The organism is Pseudomonadota bacterium (genome assembly GCA_013285465.1).
Classification (GTDB): Bacteria; Pseudomonadota; Alphaproteobacteria; order Micavibrionales; family CSBR16-224; genus CSBR16-224.
The window spans coordinates 2431649-2448527 of sequence record CP053449.1 but is presented as its reverse complement, the minus strand read 5'-3'; the positions used below and the strand labels follow the sequence as shown (position 1 = coordinate 2448527).

The 16879-nt window shown below is 52.1% G+C and carries 21 protein-coding genes; 11 read left to right on the top strand and 10 right to left on the bottom strand.

Translation table 11 applies throughout. The features are described from left to right. Window positions 1-7: 7 nt before the first annotated feature. Complete coding sequence (locus tag HND56_11750; GenBank protein QKK06316.1) at window positions 8-766, bottom strand: hypothetical protein; 759 nt, start codon at window positions 764-766, stop codon at window positions 8-10. Between the two features lie 464 nt (window positions 767-1230). On the opposite strand from HND56_11750, the gene HND56_11745 reads away from it, so the two are divergent. Further along, on the top strand, window positions 1231-2106 hold the full coding sequence (locus HND56_11745) for a carbon-nitrogen hydrolase family protein (protein QKK06315.1): 876 nt from the start codon (window positions 1231-1233) through the stop codon (window positions 2104-2106). 2 nt (window positions 2107-2108) lie between these two features. Here HND56_11745 and HND56_11740 read toward each other — a convergent pair whose 3' ends face one another. Genes HND56_11740 through HND56_11725 form a run of 4 tightly spaced genes read right to left on the bottom strand, consistent with a single transcriptional unit; the run spans window position 2109 to window position 5046 of the window. Next, on the bottom strand, window positions 2109-2582 hold the full coding sequence (locus HND56_11740; protein ID QKK06314.1) for a GNAT family N-acetyltransferase: 474 nt from the start codon (window positions 2580-2582) through the stop codon (window positions 2109-2111). After that, window positions 2579-3688, bottom strand: coding sequence for a potassium transporter (locus HND56_11735; protein ID QKK06646.1), 1110 nt, complete (start codon window positions 3686-3688; stop codon window positions 2579-2581). The genes HND56_11740 and HND56_11735 overlap by 4 nt, the downstream gene beginning before the upstream one ends. Before the next feature lie 28 nt (window positions 3689-3716). Further along, window positions 3717-4181 (bottom strand): DUF2269 domain-containing protein, encoded by a 465-nt coding sequence (locus tag HND56_11730; GenBank protein ID QKK06313.1) that lies wholly within the window; start codon window positions 4179-4181, stop codon window positions 3717-3719. 43 nt (window positions 4182-4224) lie between these two features. Next, window positions 4225-5046: a sel1 repeat family protein gene (locus HND56_11725; protein ID QKK06312.1), complete on the bottom strand. Its 822-nt coding sequence runs from the start codon at window positions 5044-5046 to the stop codon at window positions 4225-4227. A gap of 163 nt (window positions 5047-5209) precedes the next feature. Between HND56_11725 and HND56_11720 the strand changes: the two genes are divergently transcribed. From HND56_11720 to HND56_11710, 3 genes are read left to right on the top strand one after another with little or no spacing between them, the layout of a single operon-like run. Then, on the top strand, window positions 5210-5563 hold the full coding sequence (locus HND56_11720) for an ArsC family reductase (protein QKK06645.1): 354 nt from the start codon (window positions 5210-5212) through the stop codon (window positions 5561-5563). Next, window positions 5556-6548, top strand: coding sequence for an aldo/keto reductase (locus HND56_11715; protein ID QKK06311.1), 993 nt, complete (start codon window positions 5556-5558; stop codon window positions 6546-6548). The genes HND56_11720 and HND56_11715 overlap by 8 nt, the downstream gene beginning before the upstream one ends. A 24-nt stretch (window positions 6549-6572) precedes the next feature. After that, the gene (locus tag HND56_11710) at window positions 6573-7211 is read left to right on the top strand and encodes a hypothetical protein (GenBank protein ID QKK06310.1); all 639 of its coding nucleotides are present in this window, start codon (window positions 6573-6575) and stop codon (window positions 7209-7211) included. Window positions 7212-7215: 4 nt separating this feature from the next. Here the strand turns inward: HND56_11710 and HND56_11705 are convergent, their stop codons facing one another. Further along, window positions 7216-8391, bottom strand: coding sequence for a cystathionine gamma-synthase (locus HND56_11705; GenBank protein QKK06309.1), 1176 nt, complete (start codon window positions 8389-8391; stop codon window positions 7216-7218). Between the two features lie 2 nt (window positions 8392-8393). Continuing rightward, window positions 8394-9449: a cysteine synthase family protein gene (locus HND56_11700; protein ID QKK06308.1), complete on the bottom strand. Its 1056-nt coding sequence runs from the start codon at window positions 9447-9449 to the stop codon at window positions 8394-8396. Between the two features lie 467 nt (window positions 9450-9916). On the opposite strand from HND56_11700, the gene HND56_11695 reads away from it, so the two are divergent. Continuing rightward, on the top strand, window positions 9917-10525 hold the full coding sequence (locus HND56_11695) for a hypothetical protein (protein ID QKK06307.1): 609 nt from the start codon (window positions 9917-9919) through the stop codon (window positions 10523-10525). After that, window positions 10494-10655 carry a hypothetical protein gene (locus HND56_11690; protein QKK06306.1) on the top strand — a complete coding sequence of 54 codons (162 nt, stop codon included), beginning with the start codon at window positions 10494-10496 and terminating at the stop codon, window positions 10653-10655. The genes HND56_11695 and HND56_11690 overlap by 32 nt, the downstream gene beginning before the upstream one ends. A 16-nt stretch (window positions 10656-10671) precedes the next feature. Here HND56_11690 and frr read toward each other — a convergent pair whose 3' ends face one another. The 3 genes from frr to HND56_11675 form a co-directional block, all read right to left on the bottom strand. Beyond that, a complete protein-coding gene (gene frr / locus HND56_11685; GenBank protein QKK06305.1) occupies window positions 10672-11229 on the bottom strand; it encodes a ribosome recycling factor in 558 nt (185 codons plus the stop codon). Next, window positions 11222-11986, bottom strand: coding sequence for a UMP kinase (locus HND56_11680; GenBank protein QKK06304.1), 765 nt, complete (start codon window positions 11984-11986; stop codon window positions 11222-11224). Before HND56_11680 ends, frr begins: the two co-directional genes overlap by 8 nt. A 77-nt stretch (window positions 11987-12063) precedes the next feature. Then, a complete protein-coding gene (locus HND56_11675; GenBank protein ID QKK06303.1) occupies window positions 12064-12669 on the bottom strand; it encodes a CDP-alcohol phosphatidyltransferase family protein in 606 nt (201 codons plus the stop codon). Window positions 12670-12772: 103 nt separating this feature from the next. Here HND56_11675 and HND56_11670 point away from each other — a divergent pair, with 103 nt between their 5' ends. The 5 genes from HND56_11670 (at window position 12773) to HND56_11650 (ending at window position 16810) form a co-directional block, all read left to right on the top strand. After that, on the top strand, window positions 12773-13603 hold the full coding sequence (locus tag HND56_11670; GenBank protein ID QKK06302.1) for a phosphatase PAP2 family protein: 831 nt from the start codon (window positions 12773-12775) through the stop codon (window positions 13601-13603). Between the two features lie 125 nt (window positions 13604-13728). Further along, complete coding sequence (locus tag HND56_11665; GenBank protein QKK06301.1) at window positions 13729-14457, top strand: DUF2520 domain-containing protein; 729 nt, start codon at window positions 13729-13731, stop codon at window positions 14455-14457. Further along, window positions 14451-15266 (top strand): 3-methyl-2-oxobutanoate hydroxymethyltransferase, encoded by an 816-nt coding sequence (gene panB / locus HND56_11660; protein ID QKK06300.1) that lies wholly within the window; start codon window positions 14451-14453, stop codon window positions 15264-15266. The genes HND56_11665 and panB overlap by 7 nt, the downstream gene beginning before the upstream one ends. After that, window positions 15220-16029, top strand: a complete 810-nt coding sequence (gene panC, locus HND56_11655; GenBank protein ID QKK06299.1) for a pantoate--beta-alanine ligase — start codon at window positions 15220-15222, stop codon at window positions 16027-16029. Before panB ends, panC begins: the two co-directional genes overlap by 47 nt. After that, window positions 16013-16810, top strand: coding sequence for a type III pantothenate kinase (locus HND56_11650; GenBank protein QKK06298.1), 798 nt, complete (start codon window positions 16013-16015; stop codon window positions 16808-16810). The genes panC and HND56_11650 overlap by 17 nt, the downstream gene beginning before the upstream one ends. Window positions 16811-16879 lie beyond the last annotated feature (69 nt).

Below are 16879 nucleotides of genomic sequence, written 5' to 3'. Positions count from 1 at the left end.
CGGCAGATCAGACAGACGGGATCAGGGCGCAGGTGATGCCGATATCTTTTTTGTCGCCAAGCAGACCGTCGGGATCTTCCATTTTGAAAGCCAGACCGATCAGTGTCGCAACGGGGCCCAGCGTAATATAGCGTTTGTCCCAGTTGATTTTGATGCCCAGTTCGCCTTTTTCGTTTTTGCAGACAACGCCCGTATCCGGCATGCCGCCCGCATCAGAACCCGCATTCGGGCCTGTCAGTGCGAAACAGGGGATTTCCTCACCTTTGGCAAGGCGCGGCAGATAATAATCTTTTTGATCCTGTGTGCCGTATTCATGGATCAGCTCGGCCGGGCCGAGGGAGTTGGGAACCATAACGGTGACGCCGGCAGTAATACTGCGGGAGGACAATTTCATTACGACTTGCGAATGCGCATAAGCGGAAAATTCGAGACCGTCATATTTTTCCGGCACAACCATGCCGAAAAATTTGTTTTCTTTCATGAAATCCCAGATTTCATCGGGAAGATCGCCGAAATCATTGCCGTTATTGTTGATTTTCCAGTTATCGATCATGTCGCAAAGTTCTTGCACGGGACCGTCAATAAAGGCTTGTTCTTTCGCGGAGAGTTCGGGGGTCGGCAGGCTGCGCATTTTGTCGAAATCGGGCTTGCCTTTAAACAGCTCGCCTTCAAAGCCGACGGTGCCGGATTCCAGCGCCTCTTTTTCGGTCTGCGAAATCGGCGGCATAACCTTTTTATACGTCTCCAGAATCTTTTTGCGGATCATGGGTTTTCTCTCCTGTTGTTGAACGTGCATTTATGTCATGTATGAAATACGGCGGTATTACACCAAAACGGGTCGTATCATGTCAAGATAATATCGCAACTGCGGGGGCGTATTGGGCAGATAGTTCAGGGTTATGTCATATGAGGGGATATTATTTCACATATTTTTAAAACTTATTGAAAAATAAGGTGTTATTCTTACCATAATCTTAAATTTTACGGGATGATTCTTCCGACTCACAGGCGCGTTACGGATGCGGCGATGACCGTCTTTCAAACCGTAATTATTAATAAAACAATAACATAATAATTATACAAAATATAACTTGCGGTTGTGCGGCTTTGCGGGAAAGGGCAAGGGATTTACGACTGATAAGTGACAGATTGTCGGCGCTTGTTCTTTCATATATATGACGTATGATATGTGCCGGATGATCTATGAGACAAAAAAACGGATGGACGGATATGGCGAAAGAAAAGATTCGCGTGGCGGCATTGCAATGCGGGATGCGGCGCGTGGCCTCGGCAGAGGAATTTGAAAAGCGGCTGGATGATTTTACCGCGGCGGCGGCGGGAGACGGTACGGATTTTATTCTTTACCCGGAATTGCTGACCTTGTGTCTGTTATCGGCGGCGGAGAAAAAACTGAGCCTTGCCGAAGGTGTTGCGGCGCTGAGCGATTATACGCCGCGCTGGCAGGAATTTTTAAAAAATCTGGCGGCAAAACATAACATCAATATTATCGGCGGCTCGCATCTGCATAAAGATGCGGAAGGTGCGGTGCGTAACAGCTGTTATATCGCTTTGCGGGATGGCGGCTTTGTCACGCAGGACAAGTTGCACCCGACCCCGAATGAAGCCGGATGCTGGCATTTGCAGGGCGGCGATACGCTCCGCGTGATTAAGACGGATTGCGGCCCGATCGGCGTGCTGATCTGTTATGATTCCGAATTCCCCGAAGCGGCGCGAAAACTGGCCGATGACGGCGCGGAGATTTTATTCGTGCCGTTCTGCACGGATGAGCGCCAGGGCTATTACCGTGTGCGTTATTGCTGCCATGCGCGGACGGTGGAAAACCAGTATTACGTTGTGGCGGCGGGCGGCACAGGATATTTGGAGAATGTCGAAAATGCCGATCATCACTATGCTGAAAGCTGTATTTTAACGCCTTGTGATTACGGTTTTGCAAAAGACGGTATCGCGGCAATCGCCGCTGCGGAGGAGGAAGCCCTGATTGCTGCCGATCTGGATATTCCTGCGCTGCATAAGGCGCGCACAAGCGGCACGGTGCAAAATTTAAAAGACCGCCGCACAGATCTTTATGACATGTCGTGGAAATAACATTATTTCACCATATGGGTGGCGGGTACGCCGCTATAGGTCAAAGACTTATAAGGGGTGAAGCCGAATTTGCTCCAGAAGCTTTCGGAATTCTGCACGGCGACCAGTGAAAAATGCTCCAGCCCGTTTTCTTCCGCCAGCGCGAAAGCGGCTGTGACCAAAGCGCGCGCCGCACCTTTGCCGCGCGCGGCGGGGGCGATGGCAAGGTCATGGATATAAAGGCAGTCGGGATTTTCGGGTAGAGACATATTTTCCGTAAAGAGCGGCGCCGTTTCATTTTTGCGCCAGGGATGCACGAAAAGATAGGCCTGCAAAACACCGTCCTGATACCATCCTAATGCGCCTTCCGGAAAGACACGCTGTTTTTCGCGGAAGATCGCGGCATCCTCCCATAATTCTTTCGGATAGGATTGCTGCTGCACGGCGACAACAGCATCCAGGTCGCTTGCGGGAATGGTTTTTATATCCGTCTTCATGTTTCTTCCGTTAAAAATGTGATATCCAGCCCGTCCAGTGCCGCCTGATATTCCCCAAGCGTAATGACATCAAGACAAGGAAAGGCACCTTGCGGCAATCTATCCCCTGCGGCCAGTTTTTGCGCCAGAATAATTGCGGGTATTGACGGAATATAGGGCCCGTGATTGCTTTTGGCAATGATGTAAAAAGTCAGCGTTTTTGTTTCGCCGCTATGATCCGTTCCCGTCAGACGCAGATGGAAGGCGCTTTTGCCGCTGCCAAACGGGTCAAACAGGCGCGAGATTTTATACAGCAGCGGGGCGAGCGGCACGAGGCTTTTTATCAGCCCGCTGCGCGGCAGGAATGACAACAGCCATAATCCGAGATGTTGCAGGCGGCTTTCCGTTCCCGCGCCAAAGCGGATTGTTTTCACAGCGGGATAGCGTTGCGGAAACAAGGCAAGGTCAGGGATATCGCAATCCGCCAGCAGACGCTTGCCGATTTCGGGATAGATATGACTGCGCAGATTTTGCCAGCCATAGGTTTTTTGCATTTTGCCGTTCATGCGGGTTTCGAAGGGACGCCCGACATAGCTAAGAATGGCGGAACTCGTCGCCAAGCCGCGATTGGTCTGCTGTGCGGTGGCGATGCCGTAATCAATATTGTCGATGCTTTGGAAACGGTCTTGGTAACGGTCGATAACGGCGGCGGACAGGCAGGGGACGGAGCTTGCGCCGCTGATAACGGTGACGCCGCGTTGTTTTGCATCCTGATCCAGCGCGGTGATGCCGCAGACGAAATCCCGCGCATCGGCAAGATCGGCATAGTGGCAGCCGGCGGCGATGCAGGCTTTGGCAACATCATAGCCTTGCCCCTGAAACGGGCCGGAGGTATGGATGACCATATCCGGCGCGGCGCTTTTTAAAACCGCGCTCATGTCTTTTGTAATATCCAGCACGGCGGTTGCGGGTTTATGCGCGGCATCCGTCAGCGTCGCGGCAAAATCTGCGGCTTTTTTTGCGTCACGGCCGCCGATAATCAGCCGGATTTGCGGATGCGGCGCAAGGCGGCGGCAGATATAGCTGCCGAAATTACCGTATCCGCCGATAACAAGAATGCGCGTCAGGGATGCCATGGAGTGTTTTCTTTCAATCTTACGGTTTTGCGACCATCAGGTAAAAAATGCCGACCACGCCCGCAAAGGCCGGCCAGCCGAGCAGAAACCAGATGCGGAACAATTTTGTATAATTTGCGGGCAGAGATGTGTCGTTGTCGATGGCATGACGCAGCATATTGCGCAATCTGATCTGGATAAAAACAACGGGAATCCAGCACAGGCCGACCAGCAGATATAATGCGCTACTCCGGATAATCCATGTGTCATGGAAGGAGTAGCCGCCTTCGATTATAAGAAGAAAACCCGTCAGCGGCTGCAGGATAACGGCGGGAAGCGTGAAGATGAAATCAGCCAGAACGGTAAAGCGCGCGGCGTAATATTTCTGGTGCAGATTTTCGGCAAAGCGCGCGGCATACATGAAAAAAGCAATCCCCAGCCCTGTGCCGAACAAGATCGCGGCGCTGAGAATATGCAGGGTTTTTAAGGTGAAATACCAGTCCATTTTTTTGCGGTTTTACGATGCCTGTTTTTGTGCGGCTTTGTTCTTAATCGCCGCTATACAGGATTTTTTGGGCACGGGTGTCGCCTTTTTCGGCGGCCCGCTGCAGCAAACGCCAGCCCGCACCGTAATTCTGCCCCGACATATCATAGCGGAGATAGTAAAGCCCCAGCCTGTATTCCGCTTCGGCGTTTTTTTGCGCAACGGCCCGTTTGAACCAGATCATGCCATCCGTGTCATAGCCTTTATCCATCAGCCGCAGCCCCAGCAGTAATTGCGCTGCGGCATCATTGCCATGGGCGGCCTCGCCCAGCCATTTCAGCGAGGCTTTCAAATCTTTTTCAAAACCGTCCGTGCCGAAATAATGCGCCATGGATAAGCGGTACTGTGCCGCCGCATCGCCTTTTTCCGCCTTGCTGCGCAGTGCGTCCGGCGTTTCCGTTGCGGTATCGGCGTCTTTCATATCCGTCAAAACCCGTCCGGCATCCTGAACACCTTGATTGACGGCTTTTTGCAGCCAGATTTTTGCCTGTGCGGGATCGGAGGGAATGCCGGGGATTGTATCTGATGCGAGAATTTTCCCCAGAACAAATTGCGCATAGGCATCATTATTGTCATCTGCGGCTTTTTTCAGCCAGTCCAGACCTGTCGGGACATCCTGCTCTGCACCGACACCTGTCAGATAGGCAAGCCCTGTCATGGTCTGCGCCTCCACATCGCCTGTTTCGGCAGCGGGCAGAAAAGCCTCGACCCCCATGCTTTCAATGGCGACCAGATCGGCTTCAAATGCCTGCGCCGTTTGCGGCGCACCGAGAAACAGTGCCGCCGTTATCAGAAAAACCGGAAATATTTTGGATATGCGGGCCATGATTGTGCACTCCTTGCGCTGCGTAACATCTGTAAAATTACCGCATGGTTTGGCAAAAATTGCAAACACCAAATATAAAAAAAGCCGTTTTTTAAAAGGGCAGGGCTGTTTATAATGGCATCATGAAAATGACGAGTAGGAAGGAGTGCGTAGAATGAAAGATGTGAAAATCTACGGTATCAAGAATTGCGACACCATGAAAAAAGCCATTACTTTTCTGGATGAGGCCGGTGTGATGTATGATTTCCATGATTATAAAAAACTGGGGATTGATGAAGAGGTGCTGGCAAAAGCGATTGACGCGCATGGCTGGGAAAATGTCATCAACCGCCGCGGCACGACATGGAAAAAACTTCCTGAATCCGTCCGTAGCACAATGGATGCGGAACAGGCCGTGCATATTGCGCGTGATAACCCCTCCGTGATTAAACGCCCTGTTCTGACGGCGGGCGGCGAGATTCTTTTGGGCTTTGACGCGGAAGAGTATCACCGCATTCTAGGCCGGAAACATGGGTGATATTTTCGGAAAAATCAGCCGCCGGTATTTTTTGGGCGGTGCGGTATCGCTGGCGGCGCTGGCGGGACTGCCGCCCCTTGCATATGGACAAATGGAGGGGTGGAATCTGCAGCTTCCCGATTTATCCAGCGGTCCCATTAAACGCAAAATTCCCGCGACGGGTGAAGAGATCAACGCCATCGGCATGGGAACATGGGTGACGTTTAATATCGGCGATGACCCGTTGCTGCTGGAGCATTGCCGGCTGGTAATGCGGGCTTTTTTCGCAGCGGGCGGCGGTATGATCGATTCTTCGCCAATGTATGGGACATCCGAAGCGGTCATTGGCCGGATATTGCAGCAGCTTGAAAAAACGGAGCCGTTATTTGCAGCGACAAAAGTCTGGACGGATATGCCGAGTTATAAAATCTGGCAGGGTGCAAAAAAACGCGGCATTTTGCAGATGGAGGAATCACGGAAACTGTGGGGCATTCCCAAATTCGACCTGATGCAGGTACATAACCTTGCCGATTGGGAAACGCAGCTGGAGACATTATTCGCCGATAAGGAGGCGGGTAAAATCCGCTATGTCGGCGTAACAACGTCGCATGGTTTGCGCCATGAGGCCATTGCGCATGTGATGAAAACACAGCCGATTGATTTTGTGCAATTCACTTATAATATCGTCGACCGCGCGGCGGAAAAGCTGTTGCTGCCGCTGGCGGCGGAACGCGGCATTGCCGTGATTGCCAATATGCCTTTCCGCCATAAACAATTATTTGACCTTTACGGGCAACAACCGCTGCCGGAATGGGCCGGGGAAATTGATTGCTATAACTGGGCGCAGTTCTTCCTGAAATTCATTATTAACCACCCGCATGTCACCTGCGCGATTCCGGCGACACGGAAAGTCGGACATATGCTGGAAAATGTACAGGCCATGTATGGCCGTCAGCCGGACCAGGAAATGCGGGCGCGGATGGCCGCCTATGTTGCCAATCTTTGAGACTGATATCATAAGGAATTTTTGATGCTGCCTTTTACCCATGATGCTCTGACGGCTTTATTCCACAATTATAATACAGGTATTCACCCCGCCCCCTGGGTGATGATATGCGGGGCGCTGCTGGCGTTATTATGCCTGTTGAAACCTGAAAATATCGGCGGGTGGGCGATCTCCGCCATATTGGCTTTATTCTGGATGTGGACGGGCGGCGTGTTTCATATGGTGTATTTTACACCGCTGAATTTTATGGGGCCGGTCTATGGTTTTTTCTTTCTTATGCAGGCCGTCTTGTTTCTGGCGGTTGGGGTTGTGATGGGAAAGCTGGATTTCCGTCTGGAGAAATCTTTGGCGGCGGCGCTGGGTCTGCTTTTTGTCGTGCTGGCGCTGGTCGGTTATCCGCTGGTGGAAAAACTGACAGGTCTTGCAAATAGCGATTTGCGTTTTGCCGGAACGGCGCCGGGACCGACGGCGCTGTTTACCGTCGGGCTGCTTTTGACCGTCAAGAAACGGAAGACGGCACTGCTGATGGCACTGATTCCGCTGGCGGCGCTGGGAGTGGAGGTCTATACCGGTTTTGTCCTGAATCTGCCATTCGACATCTATACATCAGCGGCGGCTTTCTGTGCAGCCGCGCTGATATTCACAAAAAAACAGACGGCCTGAAAGTTTAGGCTGCGGCGGTTTTCTTTGTTGATGACGTATTTGTGAGTGCCTGGTCCAGATCGGCCTTCAAATCCGCGACATCCTCGATACCGACCGAGAGCCGGACAAGATTATCGGTGATGCCGAGCTGCGCGCGGATCTCCGGTTCGATGGAGGCATGGGTCATAATCGCCGGAATTTCGGAGAGGGACTCAATGCCGCCAAGACTTTCCGCCAGCGTAAAATATTGCAGCCCGGTCAGGAAGACATTGGCCTCCGCCGTGCCGCCTTTGACGCGCAGCGAAATCATACCGCCATAGCCCTGCATTTGTTTTTTGGCAAGATCATGCTGCGGATGTGACGGCAGACCCGGATAGATGACATCCTCCACTTGCGGATGCGCTTCCAGAAATTCAGCGATTTCCAGCGCATTCTTGCAATGTGCCTCCATACGGACACCCAGCGTTTTGACGCCGCGCAGCGTCAGCCAGCAGGCGAAGGGGTCGGGGGTTGCGCCGATGGAGTTCTGGTTGAAGGCGATCTGCTCGCGATAAGTATCATCTTTCAAAATCAACGCACCGCCGACAACATCACTGTGCCCGCCGATATATTTCGTTGTGCTGTGCATCACAATATCGGCGCCCAGCGCAAGCGGCTGCTGCAAATACGGCGTGGCAAAAGTGTTATCAACCACGGCCGTCAGTTTATGCTGTTTTGCCGTTTTGATCACAGATTCCAGATCCGTCAGCTTCAAGAGCGGATTGGTCGGCGTTTCCAGAAAGACCATTTTTGTACTGTCTTTGATAAAAGGCGCAATATCGGCACTGCCCGACAGGTCAACAAAATCCATCGTGACACCGAAATTTTTCAGCACTTTCGTCAGAAAACGATAGGTGCCGCCATAGACGTCATCGCCGACAATCACATGATCGCCCGGGCGCAGCAGCGCCATCATCAGAGTTGCGAGTGCCGCCGAACCGCTGGCAAAGCAAAAGCCGTGCGCGCCGCCTTCCATATCGGCCAGAACGGTTTCCAGTACCGTACGGGTCGGATTACCGCTGCGGGAATATTCGTATCCTTTATGGACGCCCGGCGCTTCCTGCGCGAAAGTCGTGGTCTGGTACAGCGGCGTGATAACGGCACCGGTGACGGGGTCGGGATGCTGCCCGGAATGAATGGCTTTGGTTCTTAGTTTTGCCATGATTATTCTCCCTCATTCAGAAAGCCGTGCTCGGCCATCCAGTCATCATTATAGATTTTGCTGAGATAGCTGCGGCCGTTATCATGCACCATCATGACGATGCGGATATTATCGGCTTTTCCTTCCTGATCCAGCTCCGTCAACAGACGGCGCAGTCCGGCCAGAACCGTTCCGGTCGAACCGCCGGCAAGGATGCCTTCCTCTTTCGCCAGACGGCGGACTTCGGCAAAGCTTTCCTTGTCGCTGATACGGTACATTTTATCAACGCTGCCGGTATCGAAAACATCGGGGTAAAAATCATAACCGATCCCTTCGACATGATAGGGTTTGTCGGCTTTGCCGGTATAAATCGAGCCGTCGGGATCGACGCCGATAATTTGAATTTGCGGATTTTTTTCTTTCAGGAAATGCGAGACGCCGGAAATTGTGCCGCCGGTACCCATACCGCTGATGAAATAATCCAGCTTGCCATCCGTCTGTTCCCAGATTTCCGGCCCTGTGCCTTCGTAATGGGCGGTCGGATTGCCGGTATTGATATATTGGTTCAGAAGATGGATATGGTCGTTTTCACGCGCCAGTTTTTTGGCGATTTCAATATAGCCTTCCGGATGATCGAAAGCATATTCGGTCGGGGTCAAAATCAGCTCCGCACCATAGGCTTTCAACAGACGGCGTTTTTCCTCGCTCATTTTCATCGGCATGGTGATAATCAGCTTATAGCCTTTCACCGCAGCCGCCTGTGCAAGGCCGATGCCGGTATTGCCGCTGGTCGGTTCCACCAATGTGTCACCCGGTTTGATGCGGCCTTCTTTTTCCGCAAGTTCGATCATTTTCATGCCGATGCGGTCTTTCATTGACCCGCCCGGATTCATATATTCCAGCTTTGCCAGAACTTCCGCGCCGGGAAATTCCGAAAACAGCCGGTTGATGCGCACCATCGGTGTCGAGCCGATGGCATCCAATACGGTATCGAAAATCTTGTTTCTGTCGGAAAAGGGGGAAGGGGCAGTCATTGCGGTGTCTTCCGTTTCCATGTTGGCAAAGCTTACAACTGTCATTTTTTTTCTCCAAAATTGTTTCTGTATTTCAAGTGTTTCATAAAACGCGGGGCGGGAAGAAAAAAGAAACAATTCCGCGGTGATTTAAAGCACTTTCCGTCTCAGACGTTATCACCAATGGTCTTTAAATATGTCCTGCCGCCGCGCATCGGACCACAAAGCGGTTCGCGGGGATATCCGAAATTCAACAACAACAAAAATTGTATTTCAGCGGGCGGTTCAACATATTTTTTCTCAAGACCTGTCTGTTCCGGTTTAAAGATTTTGCAATTTTTAAGAAAGCACGAATTTTATCGCATAACATTACATAAAAGTCCAGTATTTTTCACAGATATGCGTGGTTTCGGCAGGGAAATGTTTTTTTTGTCTTTTTCTGATATAATGAGATGATGTAAAAAAGAAAAAAACAGGTTTTTGGGGAGAAAATGGGTATTTTAGGAAGATTTTTTCGGTTATGCGGGGTCGGTATGCCCGTTGTTGTCATGACAGGCGGGCTGATTCTGGCCGCATCATTGCATTTGTCGGTCAGAGAGGTAGGCGCACAATCATTGATGAGCTGTACCTTCCGTGTAGACGGCAGCCGCCAATATATGTTCCGTAGCGGAAAAACCGATGGAAAAGTCTCTCTTAAAAACGGTCTGAGTGAAGGCGATGTCTACGGATATGGTCAGGTTAATCTGCTGCAGGGGGATATCGTCTTTTATAACGGAAAATCTTATATTGCCGTTCCGGGGCCGGATAAACCCGTTGTGGAAGAACGTGATGATTTGAAAGCCGTTTTTCTCGCTTACGGTCGCAGTCAGATCTGGCAGGAAATTCCGATTGAACGGGAATTATTCGGCATGGATGAAGTCAATGACTTCATTGAGGAAACGGCAAAAAGCCTCAATATGGATATGGAGGAAATGTTCGTGTTTCGTATTGAGGGCAAGGTTGAATACGCGAAATACGGTGTTATTTACCGCGACCCGACAAATACGGCGCGTCATACGCCGGGCCAGCATTCCTCCGCCACCAGCCTACGAAGTGGAAGGCGAAAATCTGTTGATTGTCGGTGCATGGGCGGGAGAAGATAATAGCGGGCAGTATACGGCACGCACGGAAACCATGCAGATGTATATGATTAATGAGGCCAAAGACAAGGCCGGACATATTGAAAATATTCACATCCAGCCCGGTGCGATACTGTACTGGCCGAATTGCTGATAAATACTGCCGGTTTTTAAACCTGTAGAATATCTTTTTCTTTATCGGCAAGGGTCTCGTCGATTTTCCCGACCCATTTATCGGTTGCTTTCTGCACGTCGCCTTCCAGACGTTTTTTCTCGTCTTCGGAAATATCTCCGGCTTTTTCAAGATCGCGGGCGGCTTCCATGCCGTCACGGCGGACATTGCGTACGGCTGTACGTGCCTGTTCGGCATATTGTGCGGCAACTTTTACAAGCTCTTTGCGGCGTTCCTCAGACAGATCGGGAAGCGGAACGCGAATCAGATTACCGTCGGATTGCGGGTTCAGTCCCAGACCGGCATTGGCGATACCTTTTTCAACGGCTTTTACCAATCCGCCGTCCCAGACCTGTACGGTCAGGAGACGTGCTTCGGGGGCGCCGACCGTGCCGACCTGGTTGATGGGCATCCGGCTGCCATAGGCTTCGACCGTGACATTGTCGAGAAGTGCGGTCGAGGCGCGGCCTGTACGCAGCCCGCCCAGATCCTTGTTCAGTGAGTCATATGCGCCTTCCATGCGGCGCTCGATATCCTTCATGTCAAAATCAGCCATTTTGTACCTCTCTTGTTTCAGTCGCGTGTTTTTTTTCGCCCAGACGGTCGTCGACGATGGTGAAAGCACCCTGACCTTTCAGGACGCGGGCGAAGGAGCCGGCCTCGGCAATCGAAAAGACGATCACCGGAATATGGCTTTCCCGCGCCAGCGAAATCGCCGCCGCATCCATAACGCGCAAATCCTTGGACAGGACGTCATGATGGGTCAGATGTTCAAAACGTGTTGCCGTCTTGTCTTTTTCCGGATCGGCTGTGTAAACACCGTCCACTTTCGTGCCTTTTAAAATGGCGTCACAGCCCATTTCGGAAGCGCGCAGCGCGGCGGCGGTATCGGTTGTAAAAAACGGATTGCCCGTACCGGCGCCGAAAATAACAACACGGCCTTTTTCCGTGTGGCGGATGGCGCGGCGGCGGATATAGGGTTCGCAAACCGATGACATCGGAATGGCCGATTGCACCCGCGTATCAACGCCGATCTGTTCCAGCGCATTTTGCAGCGCCAGACAGTTGATGACGGTGGCCAGCATCCCCATATAATCGGCAGTGGCGCGGTCCATGCCTTCCGAAGCGCCGGAGACGCCGCGGAAAATATTTCCGGCCCCGATAACGATACAGACTTGCGTCCCAAGCTTGACGGCTTCCTGAATATCAAGAGCGACGCGTTTGACGGTGACCGGATCAAGACCATATTCGCCGTCGCCCATCAGCGCCTCGCCGGAAAGTTTCAGAAGGACGCGTTTATAAGTGGGTGCCATGACAATGCCTTTGCTGCTTTTGATTTGTTTTGAACGGCTTCATTATAGTAATTCTGCGCAGGATGGACAGAGGAATTTTAACCCAGATCACGAAAAGCCTGCAAGACTCTTCCCAGTGCCGTCAGCCAGCAGGCCGTGCCGAAGAGAATGGCGGTGACCGTAAAATATTGCGGCAGCAGACAAATCAGTAAAAGTGCGATGACGGTTTCCGTGCCTTCCATCAAGCCGCCGATATAGAAAAAGGATTTTCGCCCCTGTTTTTCGGTTGTGATGTCGCGTTTGGCTGCAATAACGGCATAGCCGAGAAAACTGACGCCCGATCCGATAAAGCTGAAAATCAGGAAGGCGGCGGCAAGCGCCGTCTCGGGCTGTCCGACGGCAAAAAAGAACACGATACCGGCGTAAAAGATGAAATCCGTGACGATATCGAGAAAGCCGCCGAGATCGGAGACGCGATTTTCCGCCCGTGCGACAGCGCCGTCCAGCCCGTCGAAAAGCCGGTTTATACCGACCAGCAGTGCGGCGGCGGGGTAAGCCTGCACGGCAAGCGCGGCAAAAGCGCAAAGCCCGAAACAGAAACCCGTGAATGTCAGCGCATTGGGAGACATACCTGTTTTCGCCAATTGCCGCGCGGCAGCGTTTAAGGGCGGGTCGATCAGCGGCCTGATGCGGGAGTCCAGCATGGTGAAAATTCTGTCCTTCTCTCAAAAGATTGCAAGCAGGGTTCCGTTATAATATATTGCCCTGCCTGCGGGCGAGTCTAAAATCATTGCCGGGACGGTCACAATGGAAGAAAAAACTGCCGGAAAAGCTGAAGGGAAAGAATTCCCTGCAGAGATATTTCCCCATATCACAAGGGCGTGGCATTGGCGGCGTCTGGTTGTGTGTTACGGGGCGGCTTCGGTAATTATCTCCAGCTGGACATCCTACAGCCCTGTGCGCCCTTATTGGGATGCGCTGGACAGGCAGGTGTTCTTCCTTTTGAACGGTTCCGTTGCAGAGGCGGGGTGGTGGCAATCCGTTATGGCTTTTGCCAATACCCGTATATTTGACGCGCTGTCAGGTGCGGCGCTGGTGGTTATTCTGCTGCTTTACGCTTTTTTCGGTCGTAAAGGCACGCTGGCATGGCGCGGTGCGGGGATCGCTTTTTTAGGGATTTATCTGCTGTTATCGGTATTTCTGCGCCGCAAGCTCGGTATCGGAGAATTTGACCGCGCCAGCCCCTCTGTTGATCTGGAGCCGTTTTTCGATATGCATGGTGTGCTGGGCGATTTGTGGGTCAAAACCAAATCAAGCAGCTGTTTCCCCAGTGACCATGCCAATGCCGCCTTCCTGTTTATTCCGCTGCTCTGGGGGCTGGCAGGGCGGAAATGGGGGTTGGCGGCGCTGGCTCTTGCGCCTGTTTTGGTCATGCCGCGTCTGGTCGGCGGCGGGCATTGGGCAACGGATATTCTGGTCGGCGGCACGGCTTTTGCGCTGCTGGTTGCGTCATGGGCGCTTTTTACACCGCTTTTCTATTGGGGAATGCGTCTGCTGCATATTCCGGCGCTATGGGGGCTGGCTCTTTTGACCTCTCTGTACAGCAAGATTTTCCGTAAAGATGCCGATTCTGTTTGACTCGCCGCCATTTGCGGGCGTATGATGCCTTGTATCAGGCGTGACTTATCTTTGATAAGCGCGCACCGGTTTAACATCAAGGCTATCTTAAATAAAGCCTGCATTTTGCAAAGAGGACTTGATCCATGGGACAAGTACCGCAATATCTGATTATCGGCAATGGCCGCGTCGCGCGGCATTTTTTGCATTATTTTTCCCTTCTCGGTATTTCCGTTTCCCATTGGCATCGTGGTCTTCCCCTAGAAGAGCTTGGCGATGCGCAGCGCATTCTGGTGTTGATCCGTGATGACGCCATTGAAAGCTTTATCCGCGACCATCTCGGCGGCAAACAAGGCAAAAAAATCCATTTTTCAGGGTCGCTGGTGACGGAACTTGCCAGCGGCGCGCATCCGCTGACGACTTTTGGGCAGGGGCTTTACGCCTGCGAAAAATATGAAGAAATTTTCTTCATTCTGGACGATACCGCGCCGGATTTCACCACACTGCTACCCGGTCTGCCCAATCCCCATGCACGGCTTGCCCCTGCCATGAAGGCGGCCTATCACGCCCATTGCGTGATGGCGGCAAATTACAGCTGTCTGCTTTGGCAAAAGCTGTTTGATGCTTTTGAAAATGATTTCAACCTTCCGGCCGAAGCCGCATTTCCCTTACTGAAACAACAGACGGAAAATCTTGTCAGTGATCGCGAAAATGCGCTGACCGGGCCGTTGCTACGTGGTGATCAGGCGACGATTGCCCGCAATCTGGCGGCATTATCGGGGGATGCGTATCAGAATATCTATCAGGTTTTTGTAGAGACTTACCAAAATATACAAGGCGCAGAGGCGCAAAACAGAAAGGAAAAAGCATGTTGAACATTCTCGATTTCGGAAAGAAAAAACAGAAAGGTGACAAAATCACCATGGTCACCTGTTACGATTATACCAGCGCGGTTCTGGTCAATCGTACGGCGCTGGATTGTATTCTGGTCGGTGACAGCCTTGCCATGACGATGCACGGTTTTGAAACAACGGTGAATGCTACGACGGAGATGATGGCGCTGCATACGGCGGCGGTTTCCCGCGGTGCAAAAGACAAATTTATTGTCGGCGATCTGCCGTTTTTATCATACCGCAAAGCGCTCTCCGATAATATGGAGGCGGTGCAGACCATCATGCAGGCAGGCGCACATGCGGTGAAGCTGGAAGGTACATCCGGCAATGTCGGTTTTATCCGCCATCTGGTTGATAGCGGCGTGCCGGTGATGGGCCATATCGGATTGACGCCGCAATTTGTGCATCAACTGGGCGGATACCGCGTACAGGGGAAAACCGATAAAGCGGCAAAACAACTGCTGCAGGATGCAAAAGCGCTGGAAGAAGCGGGCTGTTTTGCGCTGGTGCTGGAATGCGTTCCCGCGCCGCTGGCGAAAAAGATTACCGAAGAAATCGGCATTGCCACAATCGGTATCGGCGCCGGTGCGGATACGGATGGTCAGGTACTGGTTTTCCAGGATCTGCTGGGTCTGAATACCGATTTCCGCCCGAAATTCGTCAAACAGTTCCTTGACGGTGCTGATCTGGTGACAGGCGCACTGGATAGCTATGTTGAAGAGGTTAAAACAGGAGTTTTCCCCGATGCCGCATATAGTTTCGGTGCCGAAAAACTGGCAGAAACAGCGTAAAAACCTGAACGGTACGCTCGGTTTTGTACCGACAATGGGCAATCTGCATGACGGTCATCTTGACCTCGTGCGGCGGGCGCTGGCGGAAAATGATTTTGTACTGGTCAGTATTTTCGTCAATCCGACCCAGTTTAATCAAGCATCGGATTACGAGGCGTACGCCCGTACGTTTAAGGAGGATTGCGCAAAGCTGGATGCTCTGGAAGGGGCGGAAAACCGTGTCTACGTACTGAACCCCGCCGAGGAGGATATTTATCCTGACGGCTATGCGTTGCAAATCACGGAAACGGAAGATGCCAATGTGCTGGAGGGGCAGTTCCGTCCCGGCCATTTTACCGGCATGCTGACGGTGGTGATGAAGCTTTTGAATATTGCCGCTGCCGACCGCGCCTATTTCGGGGAAAAGGATTTTCAGCAATTGCTGCTGGTGCGAAAAATGGCGGCGGCTTTCTTTCTGGATACGGAGATTATTCCCTGCCCGACACGGCGCGCGGAAAGCGGGCTTGCCATGAGCTCCCGCAACAACCGCCTGTCGGCAGAGGAAAAGGCGCAGGCGGCGCAGCTTTATGCCCTACTTTCCGATTTTTCGCTGACGGATGCGGAGATCGTAAAAAAGCTTGAAAAAGCAGGATTTAAGCCCGAATATGTGGAAACAAAATGGGGGCGGCGCTTGGCCGCCGCATGGTTGGGCGATGTGCGCCTGATTGATAATATCCCCGCAGAATGCGGTAAAAAGGAAGAAAAACATGCTGCTGTGTCTTGATATCGGAAATACGCATATTGTCGGCGGGGTTTTTGACGGCGAGGAGCTGAAACTGCGCTTCCGTTACGCCACCCATCAGATCGGTACGGCGGATCAATTCGGGATTTTCCTGCGTGATCTGCTGCGTGAAAACGAAATACCGCATGGAGATGTGCGGGCAATCGCGCTGGCCTCGGTTGTGCCGGGGGCGAATTTCACCATTCGTCACGCTTTTTTGCAGTATTTTCCCAAGGCGGAATATTTCATCCTGCAGGCGGGGGTGAAAACAGGCATCAATATCAAATATAAAAACCCCAATGAAGTCGGGGCGGATCTGATTGCAGGATCAATCGGCGCGGCGGCGGCGTTTCCGGGTAAAAATCTGGTGGTTGTCGATCTGGGTACGGCGACAACGCTGGTGGCGGTGAAAAACGGCAGTGATTTTATGGGCGGTGTGATCCTGCCCGGTCTGCGCGTGGCGATGGAAAGCCTGCGTCTGAATACGGCGCGGCTGATGGAGGTTGATATTGAAGAACCCGCAACCTATCTGGGGCAGTCAACGCGCGAATGTATTCAAAGCGGGCTGTATTACGGCCATTTCGGCGCGATGAAGGAAGTGATTGCAGGCTATAAGGCCGAGGTCTTCAATAACGAACCCGTCACCGTTGTCGCCACGGGCGGCTTCGCCCAGCTATATCGGGAACGCGGCATTTTCGACATAATCCTGCCCGATCTGGTGCTGCAAGGTCTGCGTATCGCCTTTGAAAACACCCGCCCCGAAAGTAAACAGAAATCAGCGTAAATAAATACTCTCTTTACCATTATTACGGTGTATTTTTCTTGACATATTCTTGAAATTTATTTATTTGGA

Excerpts from the sequence above, each read along its gene's own strand:
- HND56_11730 (QKK06313.1), bottom strand. The coding sequence starts at position 4,181 with ATGGACTGGTATTTCACCTTAAAAACCCTGCATATTCTCAGCGCCGCG.
- HND56_11745 (QKK06315.1), top strand. The coding sequence starts at position 1,231 with ATGGCGAAAGAAAAGATTCGCGTGGCGGCATTGCAATGCGGGATGCGG.
- HND56_11670 (QKK06302.1), top strand. The coding sequence starts at position 12,773 with ATGGAAGAAAAAACTGCCGGAAAAGCTGAAGGGAAAGAATTCCCTGCA.
- HND56_11695 (QKK06307.1), top strand. The coding sequence starts at position 9,917 with ATGCCCGTTGTTGTCATGACAGGCGGGCTGATTCTGGCCGCATCATTG.
- HND56_11680 (QKK06304.1), bottom strand. The coding sequence starts at position 11,986 with ATGGCACCCACTTATAAACGCGTCCTTCTGAAACTTTCCGGCGAGGCG.
- HND56_11715 (QKK06311.1), top strand. The coding sequence starts at position 5,556 with ATGGGTGATATTTTCGGAAAAATCAGCCGCCGGTATTTTTTGGGCGGT.
- HND56_11710 (QKK06310.1), top strand. The coding sequence starts at position 6,573 with ATGCTGCCTTTTACCCATGATGCTCTGACGGCTTTATTCCACAATTAT.
- HND56_11675 (QKK06303.1), bottom strand. The coding sequence starts at position 12,669 with ATGCTGGACTCCCGCATCAGGCCGCTGATCGACCCGCCCTTAAACGCT.
- HND56_11705 (QKK06309.1), bottom strand. The coding sequence starts at position 8,391 with ATGGCAAAACTAAGAACCAAAGCCATTCATTCCGGGCAGCATCCCGAC.
- frr (QKK06305.1), bottom strand. The coding sequence starts at position 11,229 with ATGGCTGATTTTGACATGAAGGATATCGAGCGCCGCATGGAAGGCGCA.
- panC (QKK06299.1), top strand. The coding sequence starts at position 15,220 with ATGCCGCATATAGTTTCGGTGCCGAAAAACTGGCAGAAACAGCGTAAA.
- HND56_11700 (QKK06308.1), bottom strand. The coding sequence starts at position 9,449 with ATGACAGTTGTAAGCTTTGCCAACATGGAAACGGAAGACACCGCAATG.
- panB (QKK06300.1), top strand. The coding sequence starts at position 14,451 with ATGTTGAACATTCTCGATTTCGGAAAGAAAAAACAGAAAGGTGACAAA.
- HND56_11750 (QKK06316.1), bottom strand. The coding sequence starts at position 766 with ATGATCCGCAAAAAGATTCTGGAGACGTATAAAAAGGTTATGCCGCCG.
- HND56_11740 (QKK06314.1), bottom strand. The coding sequence starts at position 2,582 with ATGAAGACGGATATAAAAACCATTCCCGCAAGCGACCTGGATGCTGTT.
- HND56_11665 (QKK06301.1), top strand. The coding sequence starts at position 13,729 with ATGGGACAAGTACCGCAATATCTGATTATCGGCAATGGCCGCGTCGCG.
- HND56_11725 (QKK06312.1), bottom strand. The coding sequence starts at position 5,046 with ATGGCCCGCATATCCAAAATATTTCCGGTTTTTCTGATAACGGCGGCA.
- HND56_11650 (QKK06298.1), top strand. The coding sequence starts at position 16,013 with ATGCTGCTGTGTCTTGATATCGGAAATACGCATATTGTCGGCGGGGTT.